General features: G+C 41.3%; 17 protein-coding genes. 5 read left to right on the forward strand and 12 right to left on the reverse strand.

The window, feature by feature from the left end:
• Positions 1-870 (forward strand): DUF4440 domain-containing protein, encoded by an 870-nt coding sequence (locus H8B06_RS14625; RefSeq protein WP_190995002.1) that lies wholly within the window; start codon positions 1-3, stop codon positions 868-870.
• Between the two features lie 22 nt (positions 871-892).
• Here H8B06_RS14625 and H8B06_RS14630 read toward each other — a convergent pair whose 3' ends face one another.
• Entirely contained in the window at positions 893-2,299 is a 1,407-nt protein-coding gene (locus tag H8B06_RS14630; RefSeq protein WP_223857694.1) for a peptidylprolyl isomerase, read from the reverse strand.
• Between the two features lie 149 nt (positions 2,300-2,448).
• Here H8B06_RS14630 and H8B06_RS14635 point away from each other — a divergent pair, with 149 nt between their 5' ends.
• Complete coding sequence (locus H8B06_RS14635) at positions 2,449-3,540, forward strand: lactonase family protein (protein WP_190995003.1); 1,092 nt, start codon at positions 2,449-2,451, stop codon at positions 3,538-3,540.
• A 6-nt stretch (positions 3,541-3,546) separates the two neighbouring features.
• Here the strand turns inward: H8B06_RS14635 and mnhG are convergent, their stop codons facing one another.
• From mnhG to acs, 8 genes are all read right to left on the reverse strand, one after another.
• Entirely contained in the window at positions 3,547-3,960 is a 414-nt protein-coding gene (mnhG, locus tag H8B06_RS14640; RefSeq protein WP_130143273.1) for a monovalent cation/H(+) antiporter subunit G, read from the reverse strand.
• Positions 3,953-4,228, reverse strand: coding sequence for a monovalent cation/H+ antiporter complex subunit F (locus tag H8B06_RS14645; RefSeq protein WP_130143272.1), 276 nt, complete (start codon positions 4,226-4,228; stop codon positions 3,953-3,955). Before H8B06_RS14645 ends, mnhG begins: the two co-directional genes overlap by 8 nt.
• Positions 4,225-4,701, reverse strand: coding sequence for a Na+/H+ antiporter subunit E (locus H8B06_RS14650; RefSeq protein WP_130143271.1), 477 nt, complete (start codon positions 4,699-4,701; stop codon positions 4,225-4,227). Before H8B06_RS14650 ends, H8B06_RS14645 begins: the two co-directional genes overlap by 4 nt.
• Before the next feature lie 3 nt (positions 4,702-4,704).
• Entirely contained in the window at positions 4,705-6,216 is a 1,512-nt protein-coding gene (locus tag H8B06_RS14655) for a proton-conducting transporter transmembrane domain-containing protein (protein ID WP_190995004.1), read from the reverse strand.
• A complete protein-coding gene (locus tag H8B06_RS14660) occupies positions 6,213-6,569 on the reverse strand; it encodes a Na+/H+ antiporter subunit C (RefSeq protein ID WP_130143269.1) in 357 nt (118 codons plus the stop codon). The genes H8B06_RS14655 and H8B06_RS14660 overlap by 4 nt, the downstream gene beginning before the upstream one ends.
• A 1-nt stretch (position 6,570) precedes the next feature.
• Positions 6,571-6,981: a Na+/H+ antiporter subunit B gene (locus H8B06_RS14665; protein WP_190995005.1), complete on the reverse strand. Its 411-nt coding sequence runs from the start codon at positions 6,979-6,981 to the stop codon at positions 6,571-6,573.
• Between the two features lie 97 nt (positions 6,982-7,078).
• Positions 7,079-9,388 (reverse strand): putative monovalent cation/H+ antiporter subunit A, encoded by a 2,310-nt coding sequence (locus H8B06_RS14670; protein ID WP_190995006.1) that lies wholly within the window; start codon positions 9,386-9,388, stop codon positions 7,079-7,081.
• 141 nt (positions 9,389-9,529) lie between these two features.
• Positions 9,530-11,488, reverse strand: coding sequence for an acetate--CoA ligase (gene acs, locus H8B06_RS14675; RefSeq protein ID WP_317170933.1), 1,959 nt, complete (start codon positions 11,486-11,488; stop codon positions 9,530-9,532).
• Positions 11,489-11,605: 117 nt separating this feature from the next.
• On the opposite strand from acs, the gene H8B06_RS14680 reads away from it, so the two are divergent.
• On the forward strand, positions 11,606-12,466 hold the full coding sequence (locus tag H8B06_RS14680) for a UbiA prenyltransferase family protein (RefSeq protein ID WP_190995008.1): 861 nt from the start codon (positions 11,606-11,608) through the stop codon (positions 12,464-12,466).
• On the opposite strand, the gene H8B06_RS14685 is transcribed toward H8B06_RS14680, so the two are convergent.
• From H8B06_RS14685 to rsmA, 3 genes are read right to left on the reverse strand one after another with little or no spacing between them, the layout of a single operon-like run.
• On the reverse strand, positions 12,451-13,380 hold the full coding sequence (locus H8B06_RS14685; RefSeq protein ID WP_190995009.1) for an NAD(P)-dependent oxidoreductase: 930 nt from the start codon (positions 13,378-13,380) through the stop codon (positions 12,451-12,453). The two genes, H8B06_RS14680 and H8B06_RS14685, sit on opposite strands and share 16 nt — an antisense overlap.
• A gap of 6 nt (positions 13,381-13,386) precedes the next feature.
• Positions 13,387-14,568, reverse strand: coding sequence for an FAD-dependent monooxygenase (locus H8B06_RS14690; RefSeq protein ID WP_223857695.1), 1,182 nt, complete (start codon positions 14,566-14,568; stop codon positions 13,387-13,389).
• Positions 14,531-15,325 carry a 16S rRNA (adenine(1518)-N(6)/adenine(1519)-N(6))-dimethyltransferase RsmA gene (gene rsmA, locus H8B06_RS14695; protein ID WP_190995010.1) on the reverse strand — a complete coding sequence of 265 codons (795 nt, stop codon included), beginning with the start codon at positions 15,323-15,325 and terminating at the stop codon, positions 14,531-14,533. Before rsmA ends, H8B06_RS14690 begins: the two co-directional genes overlap by 38 nt.
• Positions 15,326-15,455: 130 nt before the next feature.
• On the opposite strand from rsmA, the gene pdxA reads away from it, so the two are divergent.
• Together pdxA and H8B06_RS14705 are read left to right on the forward strand one after the other, a co-directional pair.
• On the forward strand, positions 15,456-16,511 hold the full coding sequence (pdxA, locus tag H8B06_RS14700) for a 4-hydroxythreonine-4-phosphate dehydrogenase PdxA (protein WP_190995011.1): 1,056 nt from the start codon (positions 15,456-15,458) through the stop codon (positions 16,509-16,511).
• A 69-nt stretch (positions 16,512-16,580) separates the two neighbouring features.
• A complete protein-coding gene (locus tag H8B06_RS14705; RefSeq protein ID WP_190995012.1) occupies positions 16,581-17,999 on the forward strand; it encodes a CCA tRNA nucleotidyltransferase in 1,419 nt (472 codons plus the stop codon).
• Positions 18,000-18,063: the final 64 nt, after the last annotated feature.

The raw sequence follows: 18,063 nt of genomic DNA on the forward strand, positions 1-18,063 counted from the left end.
ATGAAATTGATAAAAGTCTATTGGTTACTAGCCGTCGTCGTATATTCTGGTACATCGTCTATTGTACATGCACAGTTACCGGGGAAAGTAGGAAGCTTGATTAGTGCAGATCGGACAGCGGCTAATATAGCAAAAAGAGAGAATCCACACAAAGCGCTTACGTCGATCGTAGACAAAGAATCTACTTTATATGTTCCGTCACCGGTAAATGCTATAAATTACCTAAATAACCGACCAAATATACCGGATGTTATGTCTTGGGAGCCTAATTTTGCGTTGGTTTCCAAAAGCTTCGATTGGGGGGTGACATCCGGACCTATGGAGTTTCAAAAGGTCGGTGCAATAAAAAGATATGGACAATATCTTACGGTCTGGCGTCGTGACCGGAAAGGAAATTGGAAAGTACATATACGGGCTGAAGTGGAGAATTTTGGAAAAGGTTCCAAATCAGACCTCGTATTTTATGAACCGGATGATTCTTGGTACTTAAAGCATCGTTCCAAAGTACGTTTGCAGCAGCGGGAGGAGGTTGTAACCCAAAGTGACGAACTCTTCTCCACGATCTTAAAAGCAAATAATGAAGCGGCGTTCAATGAATTTCTTGCCGACGATGTACGTTATTATTATCCTTGGGAGGCAGAAATAGAAGGTAAGAAAAATGTGCTTGCTTTTCTAAAGAAAAAGCGAATAGAGATCACGACAGATCCTTCTGGTGTGGGGCGTGCTTATAGCGGAGAATATGCTTACACTTCGGGAACAGCAACGGTACGATCCAAAGAAAAAGTCGTTAATTTTAACTATATCCGTATTTGGCAATTGAAAGATGATTATCAATGGCGGGTTATTATAGAGATGATGTTTGAGCGATAAAAAAGAGGCAAGTGCCTCTTTTTTATTTGTTCGCTAGAATTTCTTTATTTTCTTCCATCCAAGGTTTTAGAACATCACATCTTAGGAAATCCTCATTAATATCAATAAAGGTGTTTTCTTTACGTTGTTCAAACCACTCACTAAGTTTTCTGTTTACCTTATCTTGGCTCGCTGCTTCCTGTATCTTAGCAAAATCTTGTCCTAAATTTGCTTTGTGTGGTGCTACACGAGATTTAAGATAGACAAATTTGTATACCTGCTCTCCTGTCTGATCTGCGGATAGGAACGACTTCGAATATTGCCCAACTTCTAGCGGATCAATCGCGGTAAATGTCTCCTTATCCATTCTATTGATGGGAATTAACGGGGAATTATCTTCTGGGTTTGTCATCATCCCCCCAGCATATTTTGTTTCGTTGGCATCGGAGTGCAACGACGCCGCGGTGTGGAAAGCCAATTTGCCTTCCGACACTTTTTCATAAATGCTGTCTATTTTTGCTTTTGCACGTTGTAAACTGGATGATGTGGCTTTCTTCTTTATCAATACGTGCCGTACATTGACTTCTTCTCCTCGCCGCTGTAGAACCTGTAAAAAGTGAAAGCCAAACTGGGTTTCGAATACCGGCGAAACTTCACCTTCTTTGAGTTTAAAAGCCATAGCTGAAAACTCTTTTACATAGTGATCGCGCGTAGCAAACCCTAGCTCACCACCATATGGAGCTGAACCGTCCTCTGAATACAGACGGGCCACTGTCCCAAAATCAGAGCCATTTAATACTTGTTGTCTATAACCTTCAGCTTTCTTCCTGAATTGCTCTTTTTCTTCCTTGGTTAATTCCGGTTTGATGACAATCTCGCCGATTTCTACTTCCGTATCAAAATAGGGAAGGCTATCTTGGTCTAAACTCTCAAAATATTGTTTGACTTCGGCTGGTGTTACATTTATGGTAGATACGATAGTATGACGCATCCTTTCGGCTTTCAGCTGTTCGGCCACATTGGAACGCATTTCTTCTTTATATTGCAGAAGAGAACGATTTAAAAATTCTTCCAGCCGTTCCTTTCCGCCGGCTTGTCTTACCATCATTTGCATCCGTCTATTCAAGTTGTCGTCAACCTCTGATTCTGACACTTCTATAGAGTCGATCGCTGCCTGCTGGGATAATAGCTTTTGAGTCAGGAGCTGTTGTAAGACGAAACATTTCATCTCCTCATTCGGCTTTTCACCCTGTGCCAAATATTGTGCATATTGCATTTCTACATCTGATTGCAAAATAATGCTGGATCCTACGGTGGCAACCACACGGTCTACCAGTCTCCCTTGGCCATACACGGATTGCAAGTAGATGATAGACATCATCGCTATTCCCAGTAAACTTATATATTTCTTCATCATAAATGTTGCATCGATACCCCACAAAATTACCATAAATAACCGGATTTTTGTGGGTACTTTGTCTGCAAAACTGTTAAAAATGTTAAAAAGTTGTCTTGGATTTTATGCTCCACTGTCATCAACTATATTTTCCTAGCAGAAAAATATGTAATTTAGTAACGGTTATCAATAAATACAGCAATATGAAAATATCCATGATCGTCCTGTTGGGATGTTTTACACAATTGGCGATGGCGCAGGAAATTCCGATGTTTATCGGCACGTATACCCATGCGGGGAGTCAGGGGATTTATTTATATATGTTTGACCAACAAAGTGGAGATGCGACGATGTATTCGTCTACCGCTAGCGAGCATCCGTCCTTCTTGGCGAGATCAGCAAAAGGAGATATGTTGTATGCTGTAAACGAAACGGGCGATAGTACCGCCGCATTGTCGGCTTTCACTTTTGATGGGGATATATTGTCTTTTGTAGATGCTATGCCGACCGGCGGAAGCTATCCCTGCCATGTCGCGGTGAGCAAGCGCCATCCTCTTGCTGTTGTTTCTAATTATGGTGGAGGATCTTTATCGGTGTACCGTTTGGGGGAAAATGGGGGGCTAGTAGAGAAGATACAGCACATCCAACAGGAGGGAACGGGGCCGGATAGCGCAAGGCAAGAAGCATCGCATGTGCATTCTGCTTTCTTCACTCCGGACGAAAAGCATGTCTATGTACAAAATCTGGGAACAGATATGGTCACCGTGTATCGGGTAGATAAAACAAATAATAACTACCGTTTAATAGAAGAAGGACATTTGTCAACCCCAGCGGGAGGTGGTCCCCGCCATTTGGTATTTGATGAGCATGGGAAAAATAGTTATGTACTGTTAGAGATGACGGCTAAGATTGCCCATTATGAAAAGAATGGCGAAAATTGGATCTTGGTAGATACGATTTCCATTAACGAAGATGGCTTCGAGGGAGACAATGGTGCCGCAGAGATAAAGCGTTCTGCCGATGGAAAATTTATCTATGCTACCAATCGTGGTGATGCCAACACCATTACATTATTTGCAGTAGATAAATCGGGTAAGCTGGAACGTAAAAAAGTATATCCTACTGGGGGTGAAGGGCCTCGGAACTTCAATTTATCGCCTGATGGCCGTTTTCTGCTTGTTGCGAATCAGAAGACAAATAATATAACGGTTTTTGAACGTAACATGGAAACCGGGGAACTAAAAGATACAGGTAAACAAATTGAGGTATCAACTCCTGTTTGTATTGTTTTTTAAACTCCTCTATTCTGTTTCTTCTTCCGTTTTAGCGATATTGGGTGTATCATCATCTTCATCATCGTCATCTTCACTGTCCAATTCATGGGTTTCTTCGTTGTACATGCCGGCAAGTTCATCAACAATAGTACCTTTCCAAAGTGGTGTGCCCGTGAAATAAGCAGCCCTACCAATCATATGCGCACCGATAGGAGCGGTAATAATCAAAAAGAAAATAATGGCAATAGCTTTGGTAGTCACCGATACATCGGGGAACATGATGGCAGCGCAAATGAGTAATAAACCTACGCCTAAGGTAGAGGCTTTCACCGTTACGGACAAGCGTAAATAGAAATCTGGCATGCGCAATATGCCTATAGAGGCAAATAAAATAGAAAGTGCACCTACCGTACTTAAAAGGGCTAATACAATATCAATCATCTTTTTGTTTTTCTATATAGTAAGCAAAAGCCACCGTGCCTAAGAAGGCAATTAGGGCAAGAATAATGGCTACATCCAAAAAAACCTCTTGATTAGAACGGATGCTGTAAACGGTTATAATCCCGATACCTGTTGTGATGATCAAGTCCAGCGCTACTACACGGTCTACTACCGCAGGGCCTTTGAACAGCCGGATGAATACCAACATAACGGAGATCGCTAATATCGGAAGGATAACGTAGTCGAAATAGGCTTCTAGTGTAATCATCTTAAAATCGCTAATAGTCTTCTCTCCAAACCAGTTTGTGTCTGTCTGACAAATGTCTCCGGATCTGTTAAATACATCACGTGAATATAAATCGTTTTCTTGTCATCACTAATGTCCACAATGAGTGTGCCTGGCGTCAGCGAGATCATGGTCGACAATAAGTTTATCTCAAAATCTGTCCGGGCACTCATCGGATATTTAACAATCCCGGGTTTAAAGAAATATTTCGGTGTAATCACATCAAATGCCACCTGCACATTTGCTTTTATGATTTCATAAAGAAAGTAAAAAGCAAAGCTTATAATTTTCGGAACCCGATAAAAATATCGTTGATCAGCTTCGTTGCGATTCATGATCCATAGGATGAAGAAGCCGAGCATGAACCCGAACAAGAAGTTGGTGTAATAAAGAGAACCCGTAAGTGCTACCCATATCGCCGAGAGCAGCAGGTTCATTAAAAAATTCTTAATCATATCTTAATCCGTTTTGTTGCCCAAAACAGCATCAATATATGCTGAAGGGTCGATTAACTGTGTCGATATTATATCTGCTACTTTAACAATAGCTTCCGCATTTAATCCTATATAAAGTGTTACAAGCGCCATTAGCGCGATCGGTAATACCATGAGTATCCTTTTATAAGGGGGCATAGGCGCAAAGAGATTCTCCATCTCCTCTGGGGCAGGTGGGTTTTTCCAAAATACTTCCGACCACATTTTAGCAATAACGTATAGTGTCACAAAGCTACCGATGATTAAGGCTGCGACGTAGAAGTATTGGTGTTGAGCGAAGGCTTCTTGAAAAAGAAAGATTTTTGGCCAAAATCCCGATAGGGGTGGTATTCCTACTAAGGAGAATAAGACAATGGCGATGAGGAGCGATATTTTTGGATAGTCGCGATATAAACCACCTAATTTGCCCATATCCATTGTCCCTCCTAGTTGACGGATGAGTCCGGCGATGAGAAACATGTTGGTTTTCACCATAATATCATGTATCAGATAAAATACAGCTCCCATAAGCGCTATCTTACTAAACATGGCAATACCTCCAACCATAAAACCAATATGGCACACAATGAGATAGGAGAATAAACGCCGTATATTCGTTTTTATAAGGGCACCAAACGCTCCTGTTACAATAGTCAATACGGCAATTACCATTAAGAGGGTTCGTGTAAATTCGTCTGGAACAAAAATTAGGCTAAAGACACGTAGCATAGCGTAGATTCCTACTTTTGTTAATAACCCCCCAAACGTTGCAGCAACCGCTGAAGGAGGCGTGTGGTAGGAAGACGGCAACCAATAGTATAATGGAAATACGGCCGACTTAATACCGAAACCAATAATGAAAAAACAGGATGTAATACCGATGAGTGCTTTGTTTTGCACTTCCTGGATTCGAATAGACAAGTCGGCCATATTAAGCGAGCCGGTTATGCCATAGAGAATACCGATTCCCGTCAGAAAAAACATGGATGCCAGAATATTCATCGCCATATATTTGACGGCGCCCTCCAATTGAGCTTTTCTTCCTCCTAAGGTCATCAATACAAAAGAAGAAATAATAATAACCTCAAAATATACATACAGGTTAAAAATATCCCCCGTTAGGAACGCACCGTGTAATCCCATAATAAGAAAATGAAAAATAGGGAAGTATCCGTAGAGCATCCGTTGTCGGCTAAGCCCGACCGAAGAAAAAATGGAGACTGCAAAACAAGCAATAGAGGTAAGCAATACCAAGGTGACGCTCAGTAGATCCGCAACAAACACAATTCCGAAAGGGGCATCCCAGTTTGCAGCATTCAACGTCAGAATACCACTTTCTTTTACACGCCCGAACAGACGGAAAGCGACCATAAGGCCAACCAAACTCCCTCCCACGCTTAAATAACGTTGGGTAAGCGTTTTCCTCCAAAACATAAGTTGGATGATGGCCGTAAATAATTGCACAAAAATAGGTGCTAAAATATGGTTGTCTATCATATATCTTCTTCTTCAGGTGTATTTAAATCGTCCAAATCATCTGAATCGACCAATGCATACACGCGTTTAAGCAGTACAATCGCAAAGGAAGTTAAACCAAAACTAATGACGATAGCGGTTAAAATTAATGCTTGAGGTATGGGATCCGCATAAACATCTTGAAAAACTTTGTATGCGCCATCAATAACGGGTGGGCTTCCCTTTGTAATCTTTCCCAAGACGAAAATCAAAATATTTGCGCCGTTACCCCATAAAATAATACCCAATAAGAGCTTGACCATACTCCGTCGCAGAATGAGATATACGCCAGCCGCATATAATAAACCTAATATTAAAACCAATAGTAATTCCATATTAATCGTTTAGCGCTATGGTAAATAAGATAGTTAATACAACGCCAATCACGACTAGATAGACCCCTAGGTCGAAAAATAGCGCGGAGCCAATCATACCGATTACGGGGATAGGTTCTTCAAACCACAGGCCGGTCATGGGCGGAAATCCGAGCAACAATGGAAAAGTAACACTCACCGCAGATATGGCAAGGCCAATAGGGATTAACGATAACGGCTTATATCGAAGGATTTTCATGGTGTTTTCGGTGCCGTTAGCAAAGCTATGGAGTACAAATGCGATAGAGGCGACTAACCCACCTACAAAACCACCGCCAGGATAGTAGTGTCCGCGTAGAAGCAAGAAAAATGAAAACAACAGTAATATCGGGAGTAAATACCGGGTAGCTGTCTGTAATATAGCACTCTTCATATTTTTATTTTTTTCTCTGTTAGAAAGTTAGAAGGTTAAAAAGTTAGAAGGTCTCACTCTTTAACTTCTTAACTCTTTCACTTCTTAACTTCTTCAATTATTCCTTCTCTGAAGATTTCAACCGTAATTTAATTAAACTATAAACGCCTAATGCGGCTATAGATAGTACGACGGTTTCAAACATCGTATCCATTCCACGGAAATCTACCAAAATCACGTTGACCACATTTTTTCCTTTCGCCAGCAGATAAGCATTTTCACCGTAAAAATCACTGATAGCCGTGGTGTTGGGTTCGTATAATACCCGTAAGGCTATAAGTGAAATAATAACGCCGAAGCCTAAGGCTACGATAGCGTCCCGTATCAATATTCCTTGGCGTACGAAATTAATAAAAGGTGGAAGCTTGTATAAAACCAATACAAACAATACCGTGGTCAGCGTATCAATGGTAAATTGTGTCATCGCTAAATCTGGTGCACTATAGAATACGAAAAGCAAACAGATACAATATCCGATAACGCTTGTCGACACCACCGATGTTAGACGAGACTTGGTCGTTACGATAATATACAATGCTCCTATTAAGATCGCCACGATACCGACTTCGTACCATGACAACGGTGTCAGGTTTTCAAAGTCAATTTGGATGGGGCCACCTAACCAGAGTTTATACGCTAGTAATAGTTCGGCAAAAAGTATGATCTTAAGATGGTAAGAACGAAGGTATCCGTCATGGATGGCGTTTGTGTATACACTAGAAAATCGTGTAATACCGTTCGCAATATTGCTGATAATATGTTGTGGCGAAATCTTGTTAAATCGTTCAATAGCCGCTAGTTTAGCCCTACTTGGTTTATTTAAAAGATAGACAACGGTACCTGCTGCCAACGTAGCCAAGCTCAAAATGAGTACTGTATTAAATCCATGCCATATCTTAAGATGCATGCCTGTTTCTTGGCCCGCGATGGCATTGGCAGTTTGGTGGTTGAAATAATCCCCTACGATACCGGGAAATATACCAAAAACCAAGCCCAATGTCGCGAGAATAAGCGGTGGGATCCACATAGATTTGTAGGGGAGATGTACCTGTTCAAATTCCGAAGGTAGTCTCCCGGTGAAGGGTTTTATTCCGGCCATAAAACCTGCGGCTACCAAACCGATGTTGGTGATGACAGCAAGTGCCGTCAACCATAACGCCCAATTTTCTTGATAGTGTAGGGTTGCCTCATAGATGAGATCCTTGCCGATAAAACCAAAGGTATACGGAAGACCGGCACTGGATAGCGCTGCTAATAAAGCGGCGATGAAAACCGGCATAAGCACTTTGCGCAATCCGCTTAATTTCGTGAGGTCACGTGTATGTGTCTCATGATCAATGATCCCCGTAACCATAAATAATGTCGCTTTATATAGCGCATGCACCAAGATGAATACACTGGCTGCTATAATGGCTTCGTTGCTACCTATCCCTAATAAAAAGGTTAAGATGCCCAGTGCAGATATGGTAGAGTATGCTAAAACGCCTTTTAGGTCTGTGCGAAACAGCGAATGTATGGCAGCATATACCATCGTAAATCCACCTACAATCATCAAGGTGGTATTCCATAACTCGGTGCTACCCAACGCAGGTGTTAGACGCGCTAAGAGATATATACCGGCCTTGACCATGGTCGCTGAATGAAGATATGCAGATACAGGCGTAGGAGCTTTCATTGCACCCGGTAACCAAAAATGGAAAGGAAATTGTGCTGATTTGGTAAAAGCACCAATAAAAACCAGTCCGACAATTAGGGGGTATAACGGATGGTTAACAATTTTATCATGTTGGGCAAACAGCTCACTAATGATGAATGTATCTGCAATATTTCCCGCTAATACCAATCCTGCTAATAAGAAAAAGCCTCCTAATCCGGTAATACTAAGTGCCGTAAGTGCACTATTCCTGGATTCCTTGCTGTCGTTATTGAAGCCGATGAGGAAAAAGGAACTGATACTGGTCAGTTCCCAGAAAACAAATAATGTCAGGATATTGTTAGCGAGTACGACGCCTAACATAGCACTCATAAAAAGGAGTAGATAAGCGAAAAACCGGTCAAAATAAACATGTCCTTTTAGATAACTGCGACCATAAAAGAAAATGGCCGTTCCAATACCGGTAATTAACAGGGCAAAAAGTAAAGATAAACCATCCAGACGGAAGTCAAAGTTAACGCCCAAACTCGGAACCCAAGCAAGGTGTTGGATAACGTTTGTTCCGTTCGCTATGACAGGCACATGCCATAAATAGAACAAAAAGAGAATTACAGGTATAAACGGGAGTAAAATACTCCATTTCGTCTTAATAATCTTGCCGAAAGGAACGAGAAGGCTTGATGTTATTAACCCTGTTAAAACAGTAAATAGCATGCAGTCTTTATGTTTAAATAATGTTGGAAACGTTATAAAATTACAAAAAATCCGCAATTTGTAGGGGTGTTTTTTGAAATATTGTTATATAAATAAAGCCCCCCGTTTCTACGAGAGGCTTTATTTACCATGTTTTTTACACTATTTCTTCATGTCGTCTGCTCCTTTGATGATCGCTTCGACTACGGTGGGATCCTGAAGTGTAGACGTATCGCCTAAATTATCAATTTCGCCTTCTGCAATTTTGCGTAAAATACGACGCATGATTTTTCCAGAACGCGTTTTTGGTAAATCGGATACAAACTGAATAATATCCGGTTTGGCAATAGCACCGATTAAACGTGTGATAGTTTGTAAAATATCCTTACGCGTACTTTCGGCATCGATGTGATGATTTGCAACAATGACATACGCATAAATACCCTGTCCTTTAACCGGATGTGGATAACCGACAATTGCCGATTCGACAACATCAGAGTGCATGTTGATCGCATTTTCCACCTCCGCCGTGCCAATGCGGTGACCAGAGACGTTCAACACATCGTCCACACGTCCGGTAATTTTATAGTAGCCTTCAGGACTTCTGTAACAGCCGTCGCCCGTGAAATATTTATCTGGATAGGTAGAGAAATAGGTTTGACGGCATCGCTCGTGGTCGCCCCAGGTCGTGCGTAACATGCCCGGCCACGGAAACTTGATGCACAGATTTCCCGTTACATCGTTGCCCTCGATTTCTTTACCGTCTTCGTCCATTAAACAAGGTTGTACACCCGGGAGCGGTAACATCGCATAGCTCGGAATGGTTGGTGAGATACCGGCCATCGGTGCAATTAATATACCTCCGTTCTCTGTTTGCCACCAGGTATCGGCAATCGGTGCTTTTCCTTTTCCGATTTTTTCGTTGAACCAATGCCAAGCCTCTTCATTAATAGGTTCACCCACAGATCCTAGTTTTTTAATACTGCTTAGATCTTTACCCTCTAAATATTCGTCTCCAAAAGCCATTAACGAGCGAATGGCCGTAGGTGCTGTATATAGGATGTTCACTTTATATTTATCGACAATGTCCCACAGGCGTCCTGCATCCGGATAAGTTGGCGTTCCTTCAAACATTAAGGAAGTCGCACCTTGTGATAATGGACCATATACGATGTAGCTGTGCCCCGTAATCCAACCGATATCGGCTGTACAGAAATAGACTTCTCCAGGTTGATATTGGAATACATTTGAAAAGGTGTATCCGGTATAAACCATGTAACCTCCAGTAGTGTGTACGACACCTTTAGGTTTGCCGGTCGAACCCGATGTATAGAGTACAAATAACGGATCTTCGGCATCCATTTCTTCGGCAGGGCAAGGTGGATTACCTTGCGTTTCCACTTTTTTAATTTCGTCTTCCCACCATACATCACGGCCTTTTATCATGGATATCGGCGTGCGTGTACGTGTTAACACAATGACACGTTCCACGGAGTCACATTGCATAAGTGCATCATCCACAATAGATTTTAACTCCAACACTTTTCCGGCACGGAATCCACCATCGGAGGTAACGACCAGTTTACATGCCGCATCGTTGATACGGTCTGCGATAGAACGTGCGGAAAAACCACCGAATACAACAGAATGAATTGCACCGATACGGGCACACGCCAATACAGCAATAACTAATTCAGGTACCATAGGGAGATATATACATACACGGTCTCCCTTTACCACGTTATTGTTTTTTAATACATTCGCAAAGACTTCGACTTTCTCTAAAAGTTGTTTGTAAGTGAGGACGCGATGTGCCTCGTTTGGATCATTAGGCTCCCATATAATGGCAGGTTTATCGCCTAACTGATAAATATGTCGATCTAAACAATTTTCGGTAATGTTAAGTTTTCCTCCTTCAAACCATTTGATGTTAGGGTCGGTAAAGTTCCAGTTTAATACATTTGTCCATTTTCGTTTCCAAAAGAAGTTTTCTGCAATTTCTCCCCAAAATGCTTCCGGGTTTTCGACGCTATTCTTATACGCCTCCTGGTACTCCTCAAAACTTTTAATTTGTAGGTTCATGTTTTTTTTAAATGCAAAATTTAAATGATTAACTTTTATCCAATGCAGACATTTATTTATTGAAATCTGTCCGTATTGGATATACAAGCACTAATTTACTTTTTTTTGCCATCAATGTCAATTTTTTAACTTTATGTATTTGTATTTTTATAGCCGATGAAGCTGCTAAAGCAAGTATACTATTTCTTGATCTATACCAACCTGCTTATCGCAGGTGCTGCAATAGCGCAGTCTGCATTGACATATCTATTCTTTGACGCTCCTTTTGATTATCCCATTATGATGATAGAAGGAGCTGCGACCTTGTTGCTGTATAATTTTAGTATGTTACTTTCAAAACCTCGAGACCCTGAAAAATCAGCATATAGGCGTACACGGTGGATATTCAAGAATGAATGGTTATTATGGTTGAATGGTGGAATAGGAATCGTGGTACTGGGGTATGCCGCGTGGCATATCCATTTGTATAGTTTGGTTTTCCTAATAGGGATAGGGGCTATGAGTGTCGCGTATTCCATTCCAATAATCCCCTATAAAGGGAAATGGGTAGGATTCCGCCAGCTGCCCGGTATGAAGATTTTTCATATCGCGTTGATTTGGACATTAAGTTCGGTGTGTTTACCAGTTTTTGAAATGCATCTGGATGGACTAACGATTGACTTACATCTATTTCAGACGCTTTTCGTATTGAAGTTTATTTTCTTGCTAATTTGTACGCTACCTTTTGATATTCGGGATATCCAACAAGATTCCTATTATCATTTAAAAACGATACCGAATATGATTGGTGCAAATAGCGCGATTTTATTGTGCTATGCACTTTTAATAGTGCATAGCGGTATCGTGCTGCTATCCGATATCCAATTGAAAGTGCAGATGGGAATATTGACAACGAACCTGTTGATTGCCATTGTGCTTAAACAGGTCGTGTTCCGAAATGCAGATCGTTATCATTATGCTTTCTTGTTGGACTTTGCGTTAATAGCACAGTTTTTAATTGTTTATTTGTTTTTATAAAATCCTATAATTTTATCAGCTATAATATCCGACAATTTATAATAACTTTCGAATGTCCACCCGGCTACATGTGGGCTCAACAACACGTTATCCCTAGAAATAAGGTCGGTGTACCAGTCCGTTTCGCCGAGTGCCGGGAATTTTTCAATAGGTAATACATCAAATGCTGCCCCTAAAATTTTACCAGTATCCAGGTATTTCAAAACCGATGGGATATTTGTGATAGCCCCCCTGGCGCCCATCAGAAAAAAGATGGGTTTGCGGAAATGAAGCAAGTATTCATCGTCTACCATGCCTCTGGTTTCACGTGTCAGCGGAATATGAAAACTTAACACATCCGCTTGGCGAACAACTTCTTCCATCGAAACCTCTTTGGCATAGGCATCGGAAAACCCAGTTTTGTATTTGTCATAAGCAATGACATTAACGTCAAAACCTGAAAGTTTTTTCGCCATTGCCTGCCCATTATGGCCATACCCGATCAGCGCCACTGTTCGTCCTTTTAATTCATACCCGCGGTTCTCTTCCCGACGCCACTGTCCGCTGCTGATCTCCCGATGTCCGCGGTTCAGGTTATTCATTAGCATCAGCAGCATCCCGATCATGTGTTCACCAACAGCGTCCTTGTTGCCGTCGTTTGCCGGAAAGAGAAGGATACCCTTTGAGCTGGCGTATTCCTCGTCGATATTGTCCATCCCTGCTCCCGGACGGGCAATAAACTGCAAATTGATAGCTCGATCCAAGAATTCGCGATCGACCTGAAATTTGGAACGGATAACCAATCCCGTGTATTGTTGGATGACGTTTTCGGCATCCGCTCTGCTGAAATCAGGTTGATAATCGTACGAAATTCCGACTTGGTCCAACCTCTCTAATAATATAGGGTGTATGTCGTCTACAATAAGAATATTCATTTTTGGTTAAAGTTTCATGAAATCTACCGATAATAATTTGTTCAAGTTCTTCTGCGCTAATTTGGGGGGCATGAGCTTCATCAGCATATTGCGTATGCTAATTAATAAGCTATTATCCCATTGTGCAATTTCCCCAATCCGTTTGGAAGTATCCGTAATATATTTTGTTCTAAGCAATCTACGTTTCTCAAATGACGAGAACGCCTCCTTGGCATCCTCCTTTAACCCCAGTTCATCCAGTAGAACAGCGACATCTTCTAAAGCTTGACAAGCACCTTGTCCCATATTGGGCGTTGTGGCATGTCCGGCGTCCCCAATAAAGAGAATATGGTCATAAGCCAGATGTTTGAGGGGCTCGATGTCCATAATGTCGCTCCAAATCAGTTCGCTATCCTTGGTATGCGCTAAAATAGCAGGAATAGGGGCGTGGTACGTTTGAAAGTGTTTTAACAAATCGCTGACTTTGTAATCTCGATATACAGGATTATGAGGCGTAGCATTTATACATGCATACCAATAGATACGATTATTGCTTAAAGGTGTCATCCCAAATCTTCCCAATTTCCCCCATGTTTCGGTTCCCTTATTTAATGTGATCTCGGAATTGTCAATGGTTGCACGCCAGCAGGTATATCCAGAATAGCGAGGTTTGGAGGTGGGTATGAGTTGTTGTCGGAGTGGAGATCGAACCCCGTCAGCAATAATTAAAAAACGTGCGGTGTGCTGTGTACCATCTTCAAAGAACAAGGTAACAGTATCAATATGCTGTTCTAATCGGGTAGCTTTTTTGCCTAACTGTAGTTTTTGCGCTTTGACTTTAGATAGTAGGAAAAGGTGTAAATCCGCGCGATGAATAGCAAAATTTCGTTGATTATACTTTTCACGGATAGCTTGGGTGTCCGGAGATACCAAAAGCTGCCCTTTATTATCTAAAATATGGTAGCTATCCAGATAATAACCTATTTGCTCTACTTCAGTTCTCAAGCCAAGTAGGTCTAAAGCGCGCATCGCATTTGCTGCTAGCCCAAATCCTGCACCTATTCCCTTCAGTTCTTTTGTCTGCTCAAAAAGTACAAAATTCTTATCGATTTGTTGAAGAGCTATGGCCATAGCAAGCCCTGCCACACCACCACCTACTATGGCGAAATCACTATCTATCGTTTTGGTGTATGGCATTTGTAATTTCATTTGTTAATGCAACAAAATCTTCGACCGATAATCGCTCTGCTCGGAGTTCATATAACGGATTGTCGCTCATTCTATCTTTTGGCACAACAGCAGATAAGGCGTTTCGTAACGTTTTGCGTCTTTGGTTAAAAGCCGCTTTTACGACACGCCAAAATAGTTTCTCGTTACAATCAAGTGTTTCACGGTGGTTCCTTGTCATTTTAATAACACCCGAAAGTACTTTGGGAGGCGGGTTAAATGCGCCGGCCTTTACCGTAAAAAGATACTGTACATCAAAATAAGCCTGCAAGAATACGCTGAGAATGCCGTATTCTTTATTACCTGGTTTTGCCACACAACGTTCCGCGACCTCTTTTTGGAACATTCCGACCATCTGCACCACACGCCTACGCTCTTCTAAAATCTTAAATAGAATCTGTGAGGATATATTATAGGGAAAATTGCCGATGACCGCCATCGTATCTCCAAAAAAATGGCTGAAATCCAGTGTGAGAAAGTCTCCGTGAATAAGTCTGTTATCCAATTGTGGATATTTGTCTGCAAGAAACGTGATGGATTCATCGTCCACGTCAATCAGCCACGTTTCATAAGTGTCTTTTTGAAGTAAAAAATCAGATAGCACACCCATGCCAGGACCTACTTCCAATACCTGCTTAAACCCCAAAGCAGGTTCAAGGGCGTCTACAATCTTCTGTGCAGCATGCTTATCGTTTAGAAAGTGTTGTCCTAAGTGTTTCTTTGCGCGTACGGTACTCATTCGTTATGGAGGTGTAAGAAAACAAAAATAAATATTATTATTGGGACTTTTTGGTAGATCGAAAAGTAAATGATAATGAATAAAACTATTTACCCTAAATTTTGTAATTTTGATTCAAAGCTTTCGGAAAATGAGTGAAAAATTAAAAATAGGTATTACCGTAGGGGATGTAAACGGCATCGGATTAGAAGTGATTATTAAATCGTTGATGGATAATCGGGTGCTGGATTACTTTACACCGATTGTGTATGGTAATACCAAAGTTGCTTCATTTCACCGAAAAGCGATTGGTGTACAGGATTTTAGTTTCAATGTCATTCATCATGCGGATCAGGCAAATCCTAAACGTGCCAATATGATTAATTGCTGGCAAGAAGACGTGAAAATTACATTGGGTGAACAAAATGAAATCGGTGGGAAATATGCTTTTCTTTCTTTGGAGAGAGCTGCGGAGGACCTTCGTAATGGTAAACTCGATGCATTAGTTACTGCGCCTATCAATAAGCACAATATACAGCAAGATGGTTTTCATTTTCCGGGACATACGGAATATCTACAATCTAAGATGGAAGCATCTGATGTTTTGATGTTTATGATTGCTGATGAGCTTCGCATAGGGGTTGTCACCGGGCATATTCCTGTTAAGGAAATTGCGGAAGCTATAACAGCAGACGCTATTTTACAGAAATTACGGATGATGAATGAAAGTCTTAAGAAAGACTTTTGGATGGAGAAACCCAAAATAGCTGTACTTGGATTAAATCCCCACGCGGGAGATAATGGATTAATCGGTACAGAAGATGAAGATATTATTGCGCCGACTATCCAAAAAGCAAAAGAAGAAGGGATTTTCTGTTTCGGACCTTATCCTGCCGATGGTTTTTTTGCGAGCGATACATATACCAAATTTGATGGTGTTCTAGCCATGTATCATGATCAGGGCCTGATCCCGTTTAAACATATTGCTTCTCGTAAGGGGGTTAATTACACTGCGGGATTACCCATCGTTCGTACATCTCCGGATCATGGAACGGGCTATGATATTGCTGGAAAAAACTTGGCATCACATGAATCTTTCTTGGAAGCCATTTTTTCTGCCGTTCATATTGTGAAACGTCGTCGGGAGCAAGAGGAACTCGTCGCCAATCCGCTGCCATTCCGCCGCCTCTCAAAAGATAGGGATTAGCAAGAGGCTGTTTGTACGAAATAATCTGTATTTTTGCCCGCTATAGGCGTTGAGCCTAGAGAAGAAGCTATGCGAGAAAATTTACAACATCCTATTTTTCAAATCATCAGAGATTTAGCGGATAAAGAACAGATCGAATGCTACGTAGTGGGTGGATATGTTCGTGATTGTATCATGAAACGGCCTTTTAAAAATGATGTCGATTTGGTTGTGATTGGAAGTGGGATTGATTTTGCTTCTAAGCTTGGCGAAATTTTACATACTAAAGTTGCGGTCTACAAAAGTTTTGGAACGGCCATGTTGATGCACGATGGCATCAATCTGGAATTTGTAGGCGCTCGTAAAGAATCTTACCGTTCCAATTCCAGAAAGCCTATTGTAGAAGACGGTACACTTGAAGATGACCAGAACCGTCGGGATTTTACGATTAATGCCATGGCGTATTGTCTAAATGCTGATCGTTTTGGTGAACTTGTAGACCCTTTTGGTGGGATAGAAGATATCCAAAACCGTATTATTCGGACACCCCTTGATCCAGATATCACATTTTCTGATGATCCCTTGCGGATGATGCGCGCGATTCGCTTTGCTACACAACTTAACTTTAAGATTGATGTGAAAGCGGTTCAAGCTATAGCGGAAAATGCGGAGCGAATTAAAATTATTTCTAAGGAGCGGATTACAGATGAACTGAATAAAATCGTCATGGCAACTAAACCGTCCGTTGGTTTCCGCTATCTATTCGATACAGGACTGCTAAAGATTATTTTTCCTGCCATGTACAATTTATACGGGGTCGATATAATAGATGGGCGGGGACATAAAGACAATTTTTACCACACGTTGGAGGTTCTAGACAATGTCGCAGCCGTTTCAGATGATTTATGGTTACGGTGGGCAGCAATTATGCACGATATAGCGAAGCCGGCTACCAAACGATATGATAAGCGCGTCGGGTGGACCTTTCATGGGCATGAAGATAGGGGTGCAAGGATGGTACCGAAGCTTTTTGCCGAACTGAAACTTCCACTTCACGACAAAATGAAGTTTGTGCAAAAACTGGTGCAATTGCACCTGCGACCTATTGTGTTGGCACAAGATATTGTGACAGACTCTGCTGTACGTCGGTTGCTCTATGAAGCAGGGGATGATATTGATGCATTGATGCTTTTGTGTCATGCCGATGTAACAACCAAGAATGAGTTTAAAAAGAAAAAATACCGCAATAATTTTGAGCTCGTAAAACAGAAATTGAAAGATGTAGAAGAACGGGATAAAATCCGGAATTGGCAACCTCCTGTATCAGGGGCGGATATTATGGCACTTTTTGAAATCGGGCCGAGCCGTATAGTCGGTACAATCAAAAACGCCATGAGGGAAGCTATTTTGGAAGGAGAAATTCCTAATTCGCGTGAAGAGGCTTTATCTTTTATCCTAAAGCAAGGCAAGCAATTAGGTTTGTCACCCAAAACGAATACAGTCCTTTAATTTTTTAAAAATTATTGTAATTTTAACCTTGGTATAAATGATAAACTAAACGATACGATTAAGA

The sequence above is a fragment of the Sphingobacterium micropteri genome (assembly GCF_014692515.1).
GTDB classification, from domain to species: domain Bacteria; phylum Bacteroidota; class Bacteroidia; order Sphingobacteriales; family Sphingobacteriaceae; genus Sphingobacterium; species Sphingobacterium micropteri.

Excerpts from the sequence above, each read along its gene's own strand:
- H8B06_RS14625 (WP_190995002.1), top strand. The coding sequence starts at position 1 with ATGAAATTGATAAAAGTCTATTGGTTACTAGCCGTCGTCGTATATTCT.
- H8B06_RS14630 (WP_223857694.1), bottom strand. The coding sequence starts at position 2,299 with ATGGTAATTTTGTGGGGTATCGATGCAACATTTATGATGAAGAAATAT.
- H8B06_RS14635 (WP_190995003.1), top strand. The coding sequence starts at position 2,449 with ATGAAAATATCCATGATCGTCCTGTTGGGATGTTTTACACAATTGGCG.
- mnhG (WP_130143273.1), bottom strand. The coding sequence starts at position 3,960 with ATGATTGATATTGTATTAGCCCTTTTAAGTACGGTAGGTGCACTTTCT.
- H8B06_RS14645 (WP_130143272.1), bottom strand. The coding sequence starts at position 4,228 with ATGATTACACTAGAAGCCTATTTCGACTACGTTATCCTTCCGATATTA.
- H8B06_RS14650 (WP_130143271.1), bottom strand. The coding sequence starts at position 4,701 with ATGATTAAGAATTTTTTAATGAACCTGCTGCTCTCGGCGATATGGGTA.
- H8B06_RS14655 (WP_190995004.1), bottom strand. The coding sequence starts at position 6,216 with ATGATAGACAACCATATTTTAGCACCTATTTTTGTGCAATTATTTACG.
- H8B06_RS14660 (WP_130143269.1), bottom strand. The coding sequence starts at position 6,569 with ATGGAATTACTATTGGTTTTAATATTAGGTTTATTATATGCGGCTGGC.
- H8B06_RS14665 (WP_190995005.1), bottom strand. The coding sequence starts at position 6,981 with ATGAAGAGTGCTATATTACAGACAGCTACCCGGTATTTACTCCCGATA.
- H8B06_RS14670 (WP_190995006.1), bottom strand. The coding sequence starts at position 9,388 with ATGCTATTTACTGTTTTAACAGGGTTAATAACATCAAGCCTTCTCGTT.
- H8B06_RS14680 (WP_190995008.1), top strand. The coding sequence starts at position 11,606 with ATGAAGCTGCTAAAGCAAGTATACTATTTCTTGATCTATACCAACCTG.
- H8B06_RS14685 (WP_190995009.1), bottom strand. The coding sequence starts at position 13,380 with ATGAATATTCTTATTGTAGACGACATACACCCTATATTATTAGAGAGG.
- H8B06_RS14690 (WP_223857695.1), bottom strand. The coding sequence starts at position 14,568 with ATGAAATTACAAATGCCATACACCAAAACGATAGATAGTGATTTCGCC.
- rsmA (WP_190995010.1), bottom strand. The coding sequence starts at position 15,325 with ATGAGTACCGTACGCGCAAAGAAACACTTAGGACAACACTTTCTAAAC.
- pdxA (WP_190995011.1), top strand. The coding sequence starts at position 15,456 with ATGAGTGAAAAATTAAAAATAGGTATTACCGTAGGGGATGTAAACGGC.
- H8B06_RS14705 (WP_190995012.1), top strand. The coding sequence starts at position 16,581 with ATGCGAGAAAATTTACAACATCCTATTTTTCAAATCATCAGAGATTTA.